The following is a 16963-nucleotide window of genomic DNA, read 5'->3' on the forward strand; positions in this document are numbered from 1 at the left end:
CCGGGCGTCGCCGGCCGGGGCCCGACCGCGTCGCGCTCACCGCCGCACTCGCGAAACTGCCCAAGAACCATTGGGCCGCGGTTGTACTGCACCATCTCGCCGACCTTCCGATCAGCGCCATCGCCGCGCAGCTCGGGGCGAACGAGGGCACGGTGCGCGTCTGGCTGCACCGCGGCCGGACCGCCCTGGCCGCCCACCTGCGCGACAGCGGCTTCACGAATGCGGGGGAGGACCGCGATGCGTGACCACACCGAGCAGTTGCTTGACGCCGCGTTCGCCGGGTTCACCGACGCCGGCGGCGCGCAGATCAAGCCCGCGGGCCTGGCGCCGGTGCGCGCGACGGTCCGCAGGCGGCGCAATGTGCGCACGTTCGGCTGCGCGTTTGCGGCCGTTCTGGCCATCGTGGTGCCGGTGGCGGCGTACGCGGCGCGCAACGGAACGAACGACACATCGCCGGTCCCGGCCGACTCGGCGCCCGGCGTGCACCCGTCCGGCCGGCCGGTGGACGCCTCGCCCCGGGCCGACCGACCCGGGCCGCCGGAGGCCATCCCCGGTGCGCCGACGCTGCGGTCGTGGGTGGCGAACTGCGCCGACCCGTCGCTCGACGGGCTCGTCACGGTCAAGGACCTCTGCGACGGCACCGTCACGATGCCCGCCTCCGCGCACAACGGCCAATGCCCGGACCGCGCGGCGACGTTCACCGCCGGCGTGAGCGGAACCGTCCATGTGCGCAAGGTCGCGCAGACGGACGTCGACGGCGACGGCCGGCCGGAGACGATCGCCCTCTACGACTGCACGGGCACCGACCTCGGCTCGCAGGCGGCCGTCGTGCTCACCCGCGCCGCGGACGGCATCCGCACCCTCGGCGACCTGGTCACCTCCGAGAGCCTGCCGGGCGGCATCCACTGGGTGCCGGACCTCGGCACCGACGCCGACGGCCACGTGTGGCTGCGGGTGAGCGACCGCCGCGAGCCCGACGACCCGGCCGTGCCCCAGTGGCGCCGGTACCGCTGGACCGGCTCGTCCTTCACCCAGGACGCCGGGCCCACGACGTTCGCCACGGACAGCCGCGGCCTCGTCGTGAGCGCAACGCTCACCCTGCAGCCGCTCGCTTCGGACGGTTCGCGCGAGGCGGCGCTGATGCTGACCGTTCGCAACGGCGGAACGGACACGGTCGAGCAGCCCCTTCTGGACGTGGTGTTCAAGCACGGTGCGCGAACGGGCGAGACCGAGTGCCCGGACGGGGCGCAGAACGGCGTGCCGATCGCCCACTGCTCGGTGCCGGCCCTCGCCCCGGGCGCGACGCGGACGTTCACGATCCGCCGCAGGTTGAGCGCCGTGGACGTGGCGGCGGTGACCGACCCGTCGGTCGCGCAGACCGGCTGGGCGTACCTGCAGTTCGGCCTGCTCCGCGCGGCCACCGTCGCCCTGCCCCGCGCCACCGGCTGACGGCCGCGCGACCACGACGGCCGGCGGCGGACCCGCTGCCGGCCGTCGGCGCCGGGCCCGGAAGATGGCACAGAAACAACCAAGCGTTTGCTTGCCTCAGGGCGGTACCCCTGCTAAATCTTTTAAAGGATTTTTGGCAGTCACCTCCGGAGGTGAAGAGACGTGACAGCAGTCGCGGAGAGCGGCGTCAAGGACGGCGGGGCCGCCGTCTGGTCGCCGCGCATCACCCCGCCCATCGGGGTCGAGCTCACCGACGCGCAGGCCCTGGCGTGCGCGTTTCGCATCCTGGCGCAGTCCGGCTTCAGCGAGAACATCGCCGGGCACATCACGATGGTCAAGAACGACGACGGCGACATGTGGATCAATCCGTGGGGCCTCTGGTGGGACGAGGTGAGCGCCTCGGACCTGTGCGTCGTCGACCGCGACGGCGCGGTCAAGGAGGGGCGCTGGGACGTCACCCCCGCGTTCCACATCCACACCGAACTGCACCGCGCGCGGCCGGATGCGCGCGTGGTCGTGCACAACCATCCGTACTACGTCACCGTGCTCGCCGCGGTCGGGGTGCTGCCCGAGATCGTGCATCAAACCGGCTCGATGTTCGACGGCGACCTCGCGTTCGTGCACGAGTACACCGGCGAGGTGGACGACGCGGCGCTCGGGGCCGACCTCGCGCGGCGCATCGGGGACAAGTCCGTCGTCATCCTGGCCAGCCACGGGATCATCGTCACCGCGCCGACGATCCAGGAGGCCACCTACCGCTCCGCGAGCATCGACCGCGCGTGCCGCCTCGCGTACGACGTCATGCTCCTGGGTCGCGACCCGCTCGCGATCGCGCCGGGCCTGCGCCACGGCATGAAGAAGTCCCTGCTGGAGCGGGGATCGGACTACTTCTGGGCCGGCGCGGTCCGCAAGCTGCTGCGCCACGAACCCGACGTCCTCGATTAGGAGAGAGCATGGCTTCGATCGACGAACTGCTGCGCAACACCGGCTTCACGACCGCCGACCGCAACAAGGTGACGTTCCTGCCCGACCCGCCCCGCCAGGAGCGCAAGTACACGTTCATCTCCGTCGACGACCACATCGTCGAGCCGCCGGACGCGTTCGACGGCCGGATGCCCGCGAAGTACGCCGACCAGGCGCCGCACGTCATCGAGAAGGACGGCAGCCACGTCTGGGTGTACGACGGCAACGAGTTCCCGAACGTCGGCTTCAACGCCGTGGTCGGGCGCCCGGTCGACGAGTACGGCATGGAGCCGTGCCGGTTCGACGACATGCGCCGCGGATCGTGGGACATTCACGAGCGCATCAAGGACATGGACCTTTCCGGGGTGTACGCCTCGCTGTGCTTCCCGTCGTTCCTGCCGGGCTTCGCGGGCCAGCGCCTCCAGTTGTCCACACAGGACGCCGAGCTCGCCCTCGCGGCCACCCGCGCGTGGAACGACTGGAACATCGAGGCCTGGTCCGGCGCGTACCCCGACCGGATGATCCCCTGCCAGCTGCCGTACTTCCTCGACCCGGAGGTCGGCGCGCAGGAGATCTACCGCAACGCCGAGCGCGGCTTCAAGGCCGTCACGTTCAGCGAGGCCCCGCACATGCTCGGGCTGCCGTCCCTCCACACGGGACACTGGGACCCGATCATGCGCGCCTGCGCCGAGACCGGCACCGTGGTGAACCTCCACATCGGATCGTCGGGCACCTCCCCGTCGACCGCCGAGGACGCCCCGCCGGACGTGGTCGGCGTGCTCTTCTTCGGGTACTCGATGTTCTCCGCCGTCGACTGGCTGTACTCGCGCATCCCGGTGCGGTTCCCGGACATCAAGATCGTGCTCTCGGAGGGTGGGATCGGCTGGGTCCCCGGCCTCGTCGACCGGCTCAACCACATGCTGAGCTACCACGCGATGTACGGCACCTGGAAGGGCATCGAGCTCACCCCGGCCGAGGTCCTGCTGCGCAACTTCTACTTCTGCGCGGTCGAGGACCCGTCCTCGTTCGCCCTGCGCGACGTGATCGGCGTCGACCACATCCTGCTCGAGCAGGACTACCCGCACTGCGACTCGACCTGGCCGCACACCCAGCGCACCATCGAGGAGGAGATCGGCGGCCTGCCGGCCGCGGACGTGCGCAAGATGACCTGGGAGAACGCCTCCAAGCTGTACCGGCATCCGGTTCCGGCCGCCGTGCAGCAGGACCCCGACGCCTACTAGGCTCGATGTCGTGGAGCCCCGGGTACGCGTCCATCGGCTCGCCGAGCAGGTCGCCGACCGCATCCGGGCGCAGATCATCAGCGGCGACCTCGCCGACGGCGACCCGCTGCCGAAGTCGGAGGAGCTGAGCCGGCGGTACCCGGTCAGCCTCCCGACCCTGCGCGAGGCGATGCGCATCCTGGAGGCCGAGGGTCTCATCACGGTCCGCCGGGGACGGCTGGGCGGTGCCGTCGTGCACCGGCCGTCCCCGGCGAACCTCGGGTACAACCTCGGCCTCGTCCTGGCCGCCCAGCACGCGGACATCGGCGACGTGGCCGTCGCCCTGCGGCACGTCGAACCGGCCTGCGCGGCGCTGTGCGCGTCCCGTCCCGATCGCGCACAGACGGTCGTGCCGAGACTGCGCGAGTTGCACGAGGAGTACCTCGCGAGCATCGCCGACCTGCCCACCGTGGTCGGCGTGTCCCGCCGCTTCCACGAGGCCCTGGTCGGCCTGTGCGGCAACCCGCCGCTGATCGTGCTGGCGGGCGCGCTGGAGGCACTGTGGTCCAGCCACGAGGAGAGCTGGGCGAGCCGCACCGAGCCCCGTCGTGTACCGCTCACCCAGCGCCGCGAGTCCGGCGAGGTCCACGGCCGGATCCTGACCCTGATCGAGGCGGGCGACCCGGCGGCGGTGCACCAGCTCGTCGCCGCCCACCTGGCCAGCGCGCAGCGCAACCCCAAGCCGGCCGGCTCACCCACGATCGACCTCACTCTGCTGAGGGAGCTCATGCAACCATCAGGCGAGGCGAGCGATCCGGGCTGAGCGCGCCTGCTACGTTCGGCCCATGGCAGAGCTGGTCGCGGACCCGGTCCCCGAGACGCGGCCGGGCTATCGCGCGCTCGCCCGCAACTCGGCGATCGCGGCCGGGGCGGTGGTCGCCAACGGGCTGCTGAGCGCGGCGATCCTCGCGCTGTGCGCGAAACTGGGGCAGACCGCCGAGATCGGCGCGTACACGGTCATGACGTCCGCGCTCGCGTTCGTCGTGATCTTCCTCAGCGGCGGCTCCACCCTGCTCTACCTCAACGGCACCGAGGAACAGCGCGCCCTCGTGCGCAGCCAGTGGATGCTCGTCGTCGTTCCCGGCCTGCTGCTCGGCACCGTGGCCGCGGGCGCGTTCTACGCCGCGCGCGGCTACGGGATCGGCGCCCTGGCCGCGGCCGGCGTCATCGCGCTCGGCAACGGGCTCGCCACGCTGCAGCTGTCCGACTTCAGCCGCCGGATGCGCTTCCTCGAGAGCGCCGTGCTCATCTGCACCAGCAAGGCCGTTTCACTCGTGCTCGTGGTGCTCGGCGTGCCGCTCACCCTGGCGCTCGCGGTGATCGGCCTCGCGCAGCTGCTCGCCGGCGAACTGATCCTGGGCAAGCACGGCTCCCTGCGCGCCAACCTCCTGCGCGGCCTGTCCCTGCGGCGGGCGATCGAGGGGTACAAGAGCAGCCGTCATCTTTTCGGCTACTCCCTGGGCGAACTGTACGTCGCCCGGTTCGGCACGCTGATGCTCTCCCTGGTCGCCACCCCGGCCGTGATGGGCAGCTTCGGCGCCGTCGTCACCGCCTACCAGGCCATCGGCGGCGTGGTGCAGTCCGCGCTGCAGGTCCCGATGGTCGCCCGCGCCCGCGACCGGCTCGGCATCGAGCGCTCCGCGCACCCGGCCGGCTTCTCGATCGCGGTCGCCCTGACCTGCGCGGTCCCGATGGCCGCCGCGGTCGCGCTGCTCGCCCCGTTCCTGACCGGCACCGTGCTGTCCCTGCCCCACCACCAGGCGGCCGCGTGGCTGGCCGTGTTCATGCTCGCCCTGCCGTTCATGGCCGTCACCCGCGCCCTGTTGTTCAACTGGATCGGCGACGCCCACTACAGCCGCGCGACGAAGGCGATCGCCATCCTCGCCGGCGTCCTCACCGTCACGGTCGCCGCCGGTGTACCGCTTTTCGGCCCCCTCGGCACCGCCGCCGCCACCGCCGCCGCGGAGGCCGTCGCCCTGGCGGTAATCCTGGCGGCCCTGGGCTGGCGCGGCGAACCGCGGCCCCCTCGGCCGGTCGCGGGCTGATCCCGCGGGCGTGGGGCGTGTATGTTCCGCTCGTGAAGATGAGGGTCGCCATCGGCGTCGCGGTCGCGTTGGTCCTGTCCTGCTGCGGCTTCACCCTGTACCGGCACTTCGCCCCGAATCATCACGCGTTCGGCGACAAGGGCTGCTACGCGAGCACGACCGACGTCGAGAAGCTCGAACCCGCCCCGTGCAGCGAGCCCCACCAGGCCGAGATCGTCGACTTCTTCTACCCCGACGGCGCCGAGACCGGCTGTCACAAGGCGGCCGAGGACTTCCTGGGCGGCCCGCTCGCCGACGCGCGGATCGAACTGCGCAGACTGCCGTACGTGCGCGAGGACTTTACTTCCCTCGCCTGCGCGCTCGTCGTCACCACCGACTCCGACGACGCCGCCACCGAGTACGTGGGGACCCTGCACGGCGCGATGACCGGCGAGCGCCCCATCGCGATCGGATGCGGCCGCTACGACGACGGCCGGCTGGAGTACCGCGCCTGCACCGACGAGCACTCGGCCGAGTACGTCGGCTCGGCCGTCGACGGCGGCGACCACGAGGGCAGCTGCCGCCAGGCCGCCGCCGCGTACCTGGGCCAGCCGGTGGACGATTTCGCCGCGCGCAAGGACCTGCGTTCATATGTGCTCGCTTCGCCACGCGACGGCCGTACCGGCTGCGTGGTTTCGTTGTTGCCCGGCAAGACCGGACTGACCGCGTCGCTCAAGGGCCGAGGCGCCGCCGCCATTCCAGCCTGACGCGCGCTCATCGCTCGAACGAGCGAACATACGCAAGCGCCGCGTGCATCGACGCCCGCAACGGGGCAGAACTGCGCATCGTCTGACCGAGCAGGTTGCCGCCCTGCAGCGCCACCAGCAGCGTGAGCGCCAACTCCTCCAGGTCGGCGTCCGCGCGCAGGTCGCCGCGATCGCGCATGGCGCGCAGCCCGTCGTGCAAGATGCTCTGCCAGTGCAGGAACCCGCGGCTCAGATCCTCCCGCGACGCCTCGTCGGCGAACCCCAGCTCCCCGGCGAGCGACCCGAGCGTGCACTCGTTGCGCCCCCCGGTCGACTCCAGATGCTCGATCGCCGCATCGGCCCAGGCCTGCAGCGCGTCGAAGCTGTCCAGCGCCCCCATGATCGGCCGGCCCGGGACCAGCGGCGCCTCGGCCTGGCGGGTGATGACGGCGCGGATGAGGGCCTGCTTGCTGTCGAAGTAGTGGTACAGCTGGGAGCCGCTGATCCCCGCCGCCCGGCGCACGTCCTCGGTGCCGGTTCCGGCCACGCCGCGCGCCGCGATGAGTTCGGTCGCGGCCAGCAGGATGCGCTCCCGCGTCGCCTGGCCCTTGCTGGTCAGGCGGTGCGGCCTCGGCGCAGTGGCGTCGCTCACGAGCACCGAGCCTACCGAATGGGTTGCTCAACCCAAAATTCGTGCTAGAAATTGGGTAGGTCAACCCAGAAAGGGGTCCGGACATGTCCGCATTCGAGGGCCGTACCGCCCTGGTCACCGGCGCCACCGCCGGCATCGGCCGCGCCGTCGCCGTCCAGCTCGCCGACCGCGGCGCCGAGGTCGTCGTGCACGGCCGCGATCCCGAGCGCGGCGCCCAGGTGGTGCAGGAAATCGCCGAGCGGGGCGGCCGCGCCAGGTTCGTCGCCGCCGACCTCACCGACGCCGCCGACGTGGCCCGCCTGGCCGCCGCGGCCGGCGAGGTCGACATCCTGGTCAACAACGCCGGCGTGTACGCGTTCATCGGCACCCCGGAAACGAGCGCCGCCGACTTCGACCGCCACTTCGCCATCAACACCCGGGCCCCGTTCCTGCTCGTCGGCGCCCTGGCCCCCGCGATGGCCGAGCGCGGCCACGGGGTGATCGTCAACGTCACGTCGACGGCCGCCACCGCGGTTGCCCCCGTCGGTACCGCCTATGGCGCGTCGAAGGCCGCCATGGAACTGCTCACCCGCTCGTGGGCCACGGAGTTCGGCGCCGCGGGCGTCCGCGTCAACGGCGTCTCCCCGGGCCCGGTCCGCACCGACGGCACCCGGCAGATCATGGGCGAACACGTCGACCTGCTCGGCCGGACCAACATCCGCGGCCGCGTCGGGGAGCCGGACGAGATCGCCGACGTCGTCCTGTTCCTCGCCGACGACCGCAGCAGCTACATCAACGGCACCGTCATCCTCGCCAACGGCGGCGAGCGCAGCGCCCTGCCGGCCTGACGCCGTCGCTCACGGCCCGGCCGTGACCCGGGTGCGGCGGTAGTACGACCATCCGGCGACCGGCAGCGCGACCGTCCAGGCGAGCAGGATCGGCAGCCCCACGAACGCGCCCGCGAGGGTGAACGGGTCGTCGGTGCTCGCCTGCGCGATCGCGCGCGGGAACTGGAAGGGCAGGGTGAGCGAATAGCCGATCAGGAGGAGGGATCCGAGCACGGCCGGCGTCAGCGGGAACCACGGCGGCACCCGCCGCCCGCGCAGGAACGGCACCCAGCGCGGGTAGATCCGGCCCCACTCGCTGGTCAGCCCGAGCGCCAGGATCCCGCCGAGCACGGCCAGCACGATCAGGACGCCGAGGTACAGCGCGCCGGCGGGCAGGCCGAGCACCGCGTGGTAGCCCTCGGTGCCGTGCGCGCGCCCGTGGTACCAGTCGTCGAAACTCGCCCGGTGGGCCAGCCACGGAATGCCGAGCAGCCACGGAACGTGCATCGGCACGAACCCGAACACCGGCACCGCGAACCCGACGATCCCGGCCACCCGCGCCCAGCGGGGCAGTGTGTTGTCCATGGACGCCAGTCTCTGCGTGCCGGCTGTGCCGCCCCTGAGCGAACCTGTCCGCCCGCTCAGCATCACGTGTCGAGCAGCTCCGGCGTGAAGATCTCCTCGACCGTCCAGCGGCGCGGCGACAGGCCCTGCTCGTAGTGGTACCGCAGGAACGTGTCCACAGCGGTCCGGTTCGCCGCGATGCCGTACGGCCACCAGTCCTCCGGGAGCAGTTCGGCATTGCGCTCGTACAGCGCGTTCGTCCACGGCAGCAGGTGGTGCGCCTGGTACAGGCGGGCGCTCTCGCGGTACCGCTGCAGGCCCTTGTCCTTCGCCTCCAGGAACGCGTCGTAGACCGTCCGCGCCAGGCCCGGGTTGCCGGTCAGCAGGTCGCGCGGGGCGGCGAGCAGGTGCATCATCGGGAAGATCCCGGTGCGCCGGAAGTAGTCGCGCTCGACCGGTTCGTAGTCGGGGAACAGGCGGCGGACGGCCGGTGAGCGATCGAGCACCGGCTGCGGCACGTTCGCGGTGAACAGCGCGTCGATCTCGCCGGATGCGAGCATGCCGCTGAGCGTTTTGCCGTCCGGCGCACTGCGCACGTCGACATCGGCCGGGTGCGGGTGGGTGGTGAAGTCGAACGGCGGCATCGGGCGGTCCAGGCCGCCGATCACCCAGCGGTTCGCGGCGGGGCGGAAGCCGTGCTCGTCCATCAGGGCGCCCTTGATCCACACGCCGGAGTCCTGGCCGTACACGCCGAACTCGCCGATCGTGCGGCCGGTCAGGTCGGCCGGTCCGGTGATGTCGCTCTCGGCGTGCACGAACACGGACGAGTGCCGGAAGACGCGGGTCGGAAAGACCGGGATCGCCGTGTACGGTGCGCCGCTGTCCAGCGCCCGCAGGTAGAACGTCAGCCCGAACTCGGCCACGTCCGCCTCGCCGGCGATGAGGGCGCGGAAGATGTCGGGCAGGGTCGGCCGGGTCTGCACGTTCGCGCGTTCGAACAGCGCCTCGGTGGCGTCCGACCGGCTGGTGATGACGCGAAGGTTGTCCATATGACCACCGTCGCCCCGGCGCACCCCGGCCGTCCAAGTCCGAACGGGCGGGCCGCATACCTTCTGGGTATCGTGCGCAGGTGGACCTGCGGTTGCTGCGCTACTTCCAGGCCGTGGTCGAGGAGCGCCACGTCGGGCGGGCCGCGGCGCGCCTGCACATGACCCAGCCGCCGCTGAGCCGCGCGCTGCGCCAGTTGGAGAGCGACCTCGGCGCGACGCTGCTCGACCGGACCCCGCAGGGGGTGCGCCCGACCCCGGCCGGCGAGGCCCTCTACGCCGAGGCCCGCGCCCTGCTGGAGCAGGTCGACCGGCTGCGCGAGCGGGTCCGGGACGCCGCCGGCACCGCGACCCTGGCCGTCGGCACCCTCGCCGACACCGCCGAACTGCTCAGCGGCCGGCTGGTGGCCGCGTTCCGGTCCGAGCATCCGCACGTGACCGTCTCCGTGCACGAGTCCGACCTGAGCGACCCGACCGCCGGCCTGCGCGCGGGGCTCGTCGACGTGGCGTTCACCCGCGCGCCGTTCGACGAGACCGGACTGCGCGTGCACGCACTCACGAGCGAACCGATCGGCGTCGTCATGCACGCCGACGACCCGCTCGTGCGCGAATCGTCCGTCGCCGTGGCCGAACTGCGCGATCGCCGGTGGATCCGGCTGCCGGAGGGGACGGACCCGGCGTGGGCGGCGTACTGGACCGGGCCGCCGCACCCGGACGCCCCGGTCCTGCGCACGATCCAGGAGTGCCTGCAGTCGGTGCTGTGGAACGGCACGTCGGCCCTCGCCCCGCTGGATCAGCCGCTGCCGCCGGGCCTGGTCACCGTGCCGGTGCGCGATCGCGCACCGAGCCGCCTGCTGATCGCCTGGCGCGCCGATCGCGTGACCCCGCTCGTGCGCTCGTTCGTGCACATCGCGTCCAGTAGGCTCCGGTGACCATGGAGCCGTTCCCCCTGCCGCCCTGCGAGCCCGGCTTTCAGGACCTGCACGAGGTGGCCGCCGCCGTCGAGGCCTGGGCCCGCTCGGACGCGATGGCCGAGCTGGTCGCCGAGTTCGGCGGCGGCGCCATGACGGACCTCGACGCGCTCGCCGGCTTCTCCGCCGTCTGGGACTACCGGGCCGGCGTCAAGGAGCGGTTCGACACCGAGCGGATCGACTTCGAACCCGAGCGCGATGCGCGGGTGCGCACCCTGATGCACGGCCTCGGCATGGGCGGCCCGCCGGCGCCGAAGCACGGGCGATACGACCACATCCTCGTGCTCGGCGGCGGCATCCGCGTCGCGCTCGGCCGCACCGACTACACCGCCCGCCTCCTGGCCGCGGGAACGACCACGCGCACGCTCACCGGCCTCGGCAGCCACCGCCACCGCGACGACCGCGAGTTCCGCGAGGCCGAACGGCTCGGACTCGGAACCATCGAGACCGAGGCCGACATGATGGCCGAGGCGTTCCGGAAGTTCCTCGCCCTCGGCGAGCCCACGAACGTGCACGAGCACCATCGCGCATGGCCCGGCGACCGGAACGTGCTCGCCGCCCCGTCGACGCGGCCGCCGCTGCGCGCGAACACCGCCGACACGCTCATCGGCTGGGCCGAGATCGTGCACGAACCGAAGCCCGACGAGCGCGTGCTCCTCGTGACGAACGCGCCGTACGTGCGCCACCAGCACTGCGACGCGATCAGGCTGCTCGGCAGCCGGTACGGCTGCGGCATCGAGACCGTCGGCTACGACGACGCCGCGACCGCCGCATGGGGCCGCCCGCTGAGCACCACCGAACTCCTGCAGGAGGTGCGCTCGTCGATCCTCGCCATGCGCAACCTGCACAGGCACGCTCAGGACAGCGCGGCCACCACGGCCCGGTAGGCGTCCGTCCCCACCGAGAACGAGCCGTAGTACGGGAAGTTCATCTCCACCACGAGGTACAGGTTCGTCGCGATCACCGCCGCCGCCAGCCCCAGCAGGACCCGCCGCACCGACGTGTCGTCCAGCCCGAACAGCGGGCACAACCCGAGCAGCGCCACCGTCGCCGCCAGCACCCCGATCCACATCACCGGCGACATCTGCCGGTCGTCCGCCTCCGACTTCGCCGCCTGCCGCAGCGCCTCCGCCTGCCCGATGGTGCGCAGCGCGTCCACGACGTAGGCCCTCTGCGCCTCCGTCGCAGGCTGCAGCGCCGCCACGACGGACGTGAGGTGGTCGAGGTCGGCGATCCGCCGCGGGTCCGGTTCCGCGTTGCGATGGGCGGGCCAGCCGGCGATGATGTCCTGCTGGTACCGGACGATCTCAGCCCGGATCTGCGCCTGCGCCGAGCTGCCGAAGACGACGCTGCCCGGCACGAGCGGCGTGAGCGCGACGGCCTCCTGGCGCACCGTGTCCTGCGCGTCCTTGTAGCCCTCCCACAGCGACACCACGCACAGCCCGATCACGATCGCGTACGCGACGCCGACCGTGGCCACGATGACGCCCGTGACCTCGTTGTGCCGCTTGAGCCGGGTGTGCGGCAGCTGCCGGTGCACCACGGCGTCCCAGACCAGGGTGAGCGCGGGCAGGCCGGCGACGAGCACGAGCCCGACCAGCCAGGCCGGGACGTCCCGGACGAGCCACAATTCCACGCGCTCATACGGTACGGCGCGCGGGGTGCGGGATACCCAGAACGCGCGATCCGCTAACGCCGGGTGATCATCTTGCTACGGTCGGCGCCATGACCACGCAGGCGCTCGATCAGCCCGTGTACAGCCTCGAAGCGGGACGAGCTCACCCGTTCGGTGCGCGATGCGACCGCGAGGGCGTCAACTTCGCACTCTTCTCGGAGCACGCGACCGGGGTCGAGCTGCTCCTGTTCGACTCGTACGACGCCGAACAACCGGCGCAGACCTTCCGGCTCGACCCGCGCACCAACCGCAGCTTCGCGACCTGGCACTGCTACGTGCGCGGGCTGCGGGCGCCGGCCTTCTACGGGTACCGCGTGACCGGGCCGGACGGCGGCGGGCACCGCTTCGACCCGCAGAAGGTGCTCGTCGACCCGTACGCGAAGGGCGTCGCCCGCGCCCGCTGGGACCGCGAGGCGGCGTGCCGGCCCGGCGACAACGCGGCCACCTCCCTGCGCTCGGTCGCGATCGACGTCGACGCGTACGACTGGCAGGGCGACCGGCCGCTCAACCGCCCGCTCGCCGACCAGGTCATCTACGAGCTGCACGTCGGCGGCTTCACCCGCTCGCCGAGCGCCACGGTGTCGCACCCGGGCACGTTCGCCGCCGTGGCCGAGAAGATCCCGCACCTGCGGGAGCTCGGCGTGACGGCGGTCGAGCTGATGCCGGCCGCCGACTTCGACGACACGGTGCGCAACTTCTGGGGCTACAGCACCGCCGCCTTCTTCGCCCCGCACGCCCGCTACTGCAAGCGCCCCGCCGGCGGCCAGCACCTCGACGAGTTCCGCGACATGGTGCGGGCCCTGCACGCGGCCGGCATCGAGGTGATCCTCGACGTGGTGTTCAACCACACCGACGAGGGCAACCAGCTCGGCCCGCTGTTCAGCTTCGCCGGGCTGGACAACGCGAACTACTACTACCTGGACCCGGCCGACCCGCGGCACTACGCCGACTACTCCGGCTGCGGCAACACCCTGATGGCCAACCACCCCATCGTCACCAAGCTCATCAAGGACTGCCTGGAGTTCTGGGTGCGCGACATGCACGTCGACGGGTTCCGGTTCGACGAGGCGGCGGTGCTCACCCGCGGGGCCGGCGGCGCGGTGCTCGACGAGCCGCCGATCGTGTGGCAGCTCGAGCTGTCCGAGACGCTCGCCGACACGAAGATCATCGCGGAGGCGTGGGACGCGGCCGGGGCGTACGAGGTCGGGCGGTACCCGGGCTATCGCTGGGCGGAGTGGAACGGGAGGTTCCGCGACACCATGCGCCGGTTCGTGCGCGGCGACGGGGGCCTGGTCGGCGAGGTCGCGGACCGGCTCGGCGGGAGTGCCTCGCTGTACCAGGCGCGCGGCCACGCCCCGGGCAACAGCATCAACTTCATCACCTGCCACGACGGCTTCACCCTCGCCGACCTGGTGTCCTACGACCGCAAGCACAACGAGGCCAACGGCGAGGGCAACCGCGACGGCAACGACGACAACCTGAGCTGGAACTGCGGCGCCGAGGGGCCCACCGACGACCCGGCGGTCCTGGCGCTGCGTGAACGGCAGATGAAGAACCTGGCGACCCTGCTCATGCTGTCCCGCGGGGTGCCGATGGTGCTCGGGGGCGACGAGTTCGCGCGCACCCAGCAGGGCAACAACAACGCGTACTGCCAGGACAACCCGGTCGGCTGGGTCAACTGGCACCTCGCCGGGTTCAACGCCGGGCTGCTGGGCTTCTGGCAGGACCTGATCGCCTTCCGGGCCCGCCACGCGACCCTGCGCGCCAACGAGTTCTGGACCCCCGACGAGGTCGCCTGGCACGGCACCGAACTGGGCGCGCCGAACTGGGACGACCCGCAGGCGCGGGCCCTGGCCTGCACGATCCGCGGCCGCCAGGGCGGGCCCGACCTGCACGTGATGATGAACATGTACTGGGAGCCGCTGAACTTCCAGCTCCCCGCCGACGGCCGCCGCTGGGTGCGGGCCATCGACACCGCCCGGCCCGTGGGGGACACCGTCGACACGAGCTGCACCCTCCAGGGCCGGAGCATCGCCGTATTGCTGTCTCACTGAACTCGGGAGCCGCAGTGCCGAACGCCATCGACTTCACCTTCTCGGACCTCGTCGCCGGCTACGTCATCAGCTACGACGAGGGCAACCGCACCATCGAGCTGAACACCTCCGACGGCCGCCCGTACCGGATCAGGCTCACCGACACGACCACCGCGGAGCTGGTGCGCAACCTGGGCGACGGCTACCTCGACGCGACCGCCCAGCTGGCCAAGATGCTGCAGCACGGCCGGCTGGTGCACATCTACGGCGTCTACTACCCGGAGGACGAAGTCAGGTTCGAGGCGAAGCACCTGCTCATGTTCGGCAAGGAGCCGGACGAGTTCCGGTTCGAATCGCCCGGCTGGTGGGTCGACCAGATCGCGCGCATCGCCGACTTCTACCTCGACGACGAGTTCGGGCCGGGCGCGACGGCGTTCGACTACCGCACGTACCGCACGGACCTGTCCGTCGAGGGCACCAAGGCGGGCACCGCGCGCCAGGAGACGGACACCATCTCGCGGCTGGTCTACGGGCTGGCGACCGCGTACCTGATGACCGGCCGCGAGCGGTACCTGCGCGCGGCGAGCGCCGGCGCGCAGTACATGGTGGACAACCTGTGCAGCATCGACCGCGGCCAGCAGATCGCCTACTGGTACCACGCGCTCGTCATCAACCCCGACGGCACCGAGCGCAAGGTGTTCGCCTCCGAGTCCGGCGACGACTTCGACGCCATCCCCTGCTACGAGCAGATCTACGCCCTGGCCGGCATCACGCAGGTGTACCGCATCACCGGCGACCCGAAGCTGCGCGAGATCATCGACCTGACCGTGAACCTGTTCCACCACTACTTCAAGGACGCCGACCGCGGCGGCTACTGGTCGCACATCGACCCGGTCACGTTCGACCCGCACAGCCCGTCGCTGGACGACGGCACGCGCACGAACCGCGCCCGCAAGAACTGGAACTCGATCGGCGACCACATCCCCGCGTACCTGATCAACCTGTACCTGGCCACGGGCGAACAGCGCTACGCCGGCGAGCTCGCCGAGCTGTGCGACCTGATCACCGAGCACTTCCAGGACTACGACAGCAGCCCGTTCGTGCAGGAGAAGTTCCACGGCGACTGGAGTCCCGACCGGGAGTACGGCCAGCAGCTCGACCGCGCGATCGTCGGGCACAACCTGAAGATCGCGTGGAACCTGACCCGGGTGAACAACCTGCGCCCGAACGCCGGCTGGGTCGCGTTCGCGCGGCGCATCGCCGACGTCATGCCGACGGTCGGCATGGACCGCCAGCGCGGCGGCTGGTACGACATGGTCGAGCGGCACACCGCGCCCGGCGAGCGGTTCCACCGGCTCGTCTGGCACGACCGCAAGGCGTGGTGGCAGCAGGAGCAGGGCATCCTCGCGTACCAGATCCTCGACGCGGTGTTCGCGCACCCGTTCTACGCCAAGTACGCGCGGGAGAGCGCCGCCTTCTACAACGGCTGGATGCTCGACACGACGGCCGGCGGCGTCTACTTCAACGTCCTGGCCAACGGCAACCCGTTCATGCTCGGCGGCGAGCGCAGCAAGGGCTCGCACTCGATGGCCATGTACCACAGCGCCGAGCTGTGCTACCTCTCCGCCGTCTACCAGAACCTCGAAACCGAGGAACAACCGCTGGAGTTGTACTTCGCGCCGCGCCCGGGCGCGTTCGGCGGGACGCTGCGGGTGGCGCCGGACCTGCTGCCCCCGAAGGCGGTGCGCATCATGCAGGTCTGGGTCGACGGCCACGAGCACGCCGACTTCGACGCGAACGCGATGACGGTGAACCTGCCGCACAGCACCGAACCGCAGACCGTCCGGGTGCGGCTGGCGGCGAAGGCGGTCGCGTTCGGCGCGGACACGCTCAGGATCGGCGACGGTACCGCGAGCATCAGCCTGTCCGGCTCGCTCACCCCGCCGCGGCTGGGCGTCCTGCGCGAGGCCGTCGAGGGCGCGCTGGACCACGGCTGCCGGCGGGTCGAGCTCGACGCGGCCGCGCTGGTGTACCTCGACCCGGAGGCGACCCGCTACCTCGCGACGCTCAAGCAGCACCGCGAGTTCGAGCTGCGGGTGACCGGCGCGGCCGGCCAGGTCGAGCGGGAGCTGCGCGACAGCGAGCTGAACCAGGAAATGGTCCGATGAGACTCGCCGGCCACCGCATCGCCGTGCTCATCGAGAGCGACTTCTACGAGCACGAGATCTGGTACTACTCCTACCGTTTCCCGGAGGAGGGCGCCGAGGTGCACTTCCTGAGCCGGTTGTGGGGCCAGCCGCGGCTGACGTTCACCGGCCACGAGTACAAGGCGCCGTTCGTGTGCGAACGGTCCTTCGAGGACCTCGGCGACGACGGGCTGCGCGGCTACTCGGCGGTCATCGTGCCCAGCGCGTTCGTCTCGGACCGGCTGCGGTACAGCGAAAACCTGGCCGACCTGCCGCCCGCGACGCGGTTCCTGCAGCGCGCGTTCGCCGAGCCGACGATCGTCAAGGGCGTCATCTGCCACGGGCTGTGGCTGCTGGCCCGCACCCCGGAGCTCGTGCGCGGCCGCGACGTCACGTGCCATCCCAACCTGTACGGCGACGTGCTCAACATGGGCGCCCGCTACGTCGACCGCGACGTGGTCGTGGACGGCGACCTCGTCACCGGGCGCACCGGCGCGCAGGCCGGGCTGTTCGCGCGCGCCGTCATCGACCGGGTCGCGGCCGCGGTCCCGGCGCCGGTCTGAGAGGG

Annotated in this window: 16 protein-coding genes; 12 read left to right on the top strand and 4 right to left on the bottom strand. The window is 71.6% G+C overall.

What is annotated here, in order from left to right:
• Nucleotides 1–237 precede the first annotated feature (237 nt).
• The 6 genes from ACQPZ4_RS17860 (at nucleotide 238) to ACQPZ4_RS17885 (ending at nucleotide 6483) form a co-directional block, all read left to right on the top strand.
• Complete coding sequence (locus ACQPZ4_RS17860; RefSeq protein WP_433062080.1) at nucleotides 238–1449, top strand: hypothetical protein; 1212 nt, start codon at nucleotides 238–240, stop codon at nucleotides 1447–1449.
• 162 nt (nucleotides 1450–1611) lie between these two features.
• Nucleotides 1612–2394 (top strand): class II aldolase/adducin family protein, encoded by a 783-nt coding sequence (locus ACQPZ4_RS17865; protein ID WP_433062083.1) that lies wholly within the window; start codon nucleotides 1612–1614, stop codon nucleotides 2392–2394.
• Between the two features lie 8 nt (nucleotides 2395–2402).
• Nucleotides 2403–3653 carry an amidohydrolase family protein gene (locus ACQPZ4_RS17870; RefSeq protein ID WP_433062086.1) on the top strand — a complete coding sequence of 417 codons (1251 nt, stop codon included), beginning with the start codon at nucleotides 2403–2405 and terminating at the stop codon, nucleotides 3651–3653.
• Between the two features lie 10 nt (nucleotides 3654–3663).
• Nucleotides 3664–4455: a FadR/GntR family transcriptional regulator gene (locus ACQPZ4_RS17875; RefSeq protein WP_433062088.1), complete on the top strand. Its 792-nt coding sequence runs from the start codon at nucleotides 3664–3666 to the stop codon at nucleotides 4453–4455.
• Nucleotides 4456–4477: 22 nt separating this feature from the next.
• On the top strand, nucleotides 4478–5737 hold the full coding sequence (locus ACQPZ4_RS17880) for a lipopolysaccharide biosynthesis protein (protein ID WP_433062090.1): 1260 nt from the start codon (nucleotides 4478–4480) through the stop codon (nucleotides 5735–5737).
• Nucleotides 5738–5769: 32 nt separating this feature from the next.
• Nucleotides 5770–6483, top strand: a complete 714-nt coding sequence (locus tag ACQPZ4_RS17885) for a hypothetical protein (RefSeq protein WP_433062093.1) — start codon at nucleotides 5770–5772, stop codon at nucleotides 6481–6483.
• A gap of 7 nt (nucleotides 6484–6490) precedes the next feature.
• Here the strand turns inward: ACQPZ4_RS17885 and ACQPZ4_RS17890 are convergent, their stop codons facing one another.
• Nucleotides 6491–7114 carry a TetR/AcrR family transcriptional regulator gene (locus ACQPZ4_RS17890; protein WP_433062097.1) on the bottom strand — a complete coding sequence of 208 codons (624 nt, stop codon included), beginning with the start codon at nucleotides 7112–7114 and terminating at the stop codon, nucleotides 6491–6493.
• A gap of 83 nt (nucleotides 7115–7197) precedes the next feature.
• Between ACQPZ4_RS17890 and ACQPZ4_RS17895 the strand changes: the two genes are divergently transcribed.
• Nucleotides 7198–7941 (top strand): SDR family NAD(P)-dependent oxidoreductase, encoded by a 744-nt coding sequence (locus tag ACQPZ4_RS17895; protein ID WP_433062100.1) that lies wholly within the window; start codon nucleotides 7198–7200, stop codon nucleotides 7939–7941.
• Between the two features lie 9 nt (nucleotides 7942–7950).
• Here the strand turns inward: ACQPZ4_RS17895 and ACQPZ4_RS17900 are convergent, their stop codons facing one another.
• Both ACQPZ4_RS17900 and ACQPZ4_RS17905 read right to left on the bottom strand, forming a co-directional pair.
• Nucleotides 7951–8505 carry a hypothetical protein gene (locus tag ACQPZ4_RS17900; RefSeq protein WP_433062102.1) on the bottom strand — a complete coding sequence of 185 codons (555 nt, stop codon included), beginning with the start codon at nucleotides 8503–8505 and terminating at the stop codon, nucleotides 7951–7953.
• Between the two features lie 62 nt (nucleotides 8506–8567).
• Nucleotides 8568–9533: an ABC transporter substrate-binding protein gene (locus tag ACQPZ4_RS17905; protein ID WP_433062105.1), complete on the bottom strand. Its 966-nt coding sequence runs from the start codon at nucleotides 9531–9533 to the stop codon at nucleotides 8568–8570.
• A gap of 80 nt (nucleotides 9534–9613) precedes the next feature.
• Between ACQPZ4_RS17905 and ACQPZ4_RS17910 the strand changes: the two genes are divergently transcribed.
• Nucleotides 9614–10462, top strand: a complete 849-nt coding sequence (locus ACQPZ4_RS17910; protein WP_433062107.1) for a LysR substrate-binding domain-containing protein — start codon at nucleotides 9614–9616, stop codon at nucleotides 10460–10462.
• A gap of 2 nt (nucleotides 10463–10464) precedes the next feature.
• Nucleotides 10465–11388, top strand: coding sequence for a hypothetical protein (locus tag ACQPZ4_RS17915; protein ID WP_433062110.1), 924 nt, complete (start codon nucleotides 10465–10467; stop codon nucleotides 11386–11388).
• On the opposite strand, the gene ACQPZ4_RS17920 is transcribed toward ACQPZ4_RS17915, so the two are convergent.
• Nucleotides 11358–12137 carry a hypothetical protein gene (locus tag ACQPZ4_RS17920; protein WP_433062112.1) on the bottom strand — a complete coding sequence of 260 codons (780 nt, stop codon included), beginning with the start codon at nucleotides 12135–12137 and terminating at the stop codon, nucleotides 11358–11360. The genes ACQPZ4_RS17915 and ACQPZ4_RS17920 overlap by 31 nt on opposite strands.
• A gap of 89 nt (nucleotides 12138–12226) precedes the next feature.
• Between ACQPZ4_RS17920 and glgX the strand changes: the two genes are divergently transcribed.
• Genes glgX through ACQPZ4_RS17935 form a run of 3 tightly spaced genes read left to right on the top strand, consistent with a single transcriptional unit; the run spans nucleotide 12227 to nucleotide 16958 of the window.
• Nucleotides 12227–14230 (top strand): glycogen debranching protein GlgX, encoded by a 2004-nt coding sequence (gene glgX / locus ACQPZ4_RS17925; protein ID WP_433062115.1) that lies wholly within the window; start codon nucleotides 12227–12229, stop codon nucleotides 14228–14230.
• A gap of 14 nt (nucleotides 14231–14244) precedes the next feature.
• Nucleotides 14245–16377: an AGE family epimerase/isomerase gene (locus ACQPZ4_RS17930; protein ID WP_433062118.1), complete on the top strand. Its 2133-nt coding sequence runs from the start codon at nucleotides 14245–14247 to the stop codon at nucleotides 16375–16377.
• A complete protein-coding gene (locus tag ACQPZ4_RS17935; RefSeq protein WP_433062121.1) occupies nucleotides 16374–16958 on the top strand; it encodes a DJ-1/PfpI family protein in 585 nt (194 codons plus the stop codon). The genes ACQPZ4_RS17930 and ACQPZ4_RS17935 overlap by 4 nt, the downstream gene beginning before the upstream one ends.
• The last annotated feature ends 5 nt before the right edge of the window (nucleotides 16959–16963 follow it).

The organism is Dactylosporangium sp. CS-033363, from assembly GCF_050942475.1.
Taxonomy (GTDB): Bacteria; Actinomycetota; Actinomycetes; order Mycobacteriales; family Micromonosporaceae; genus Dactylosporangium.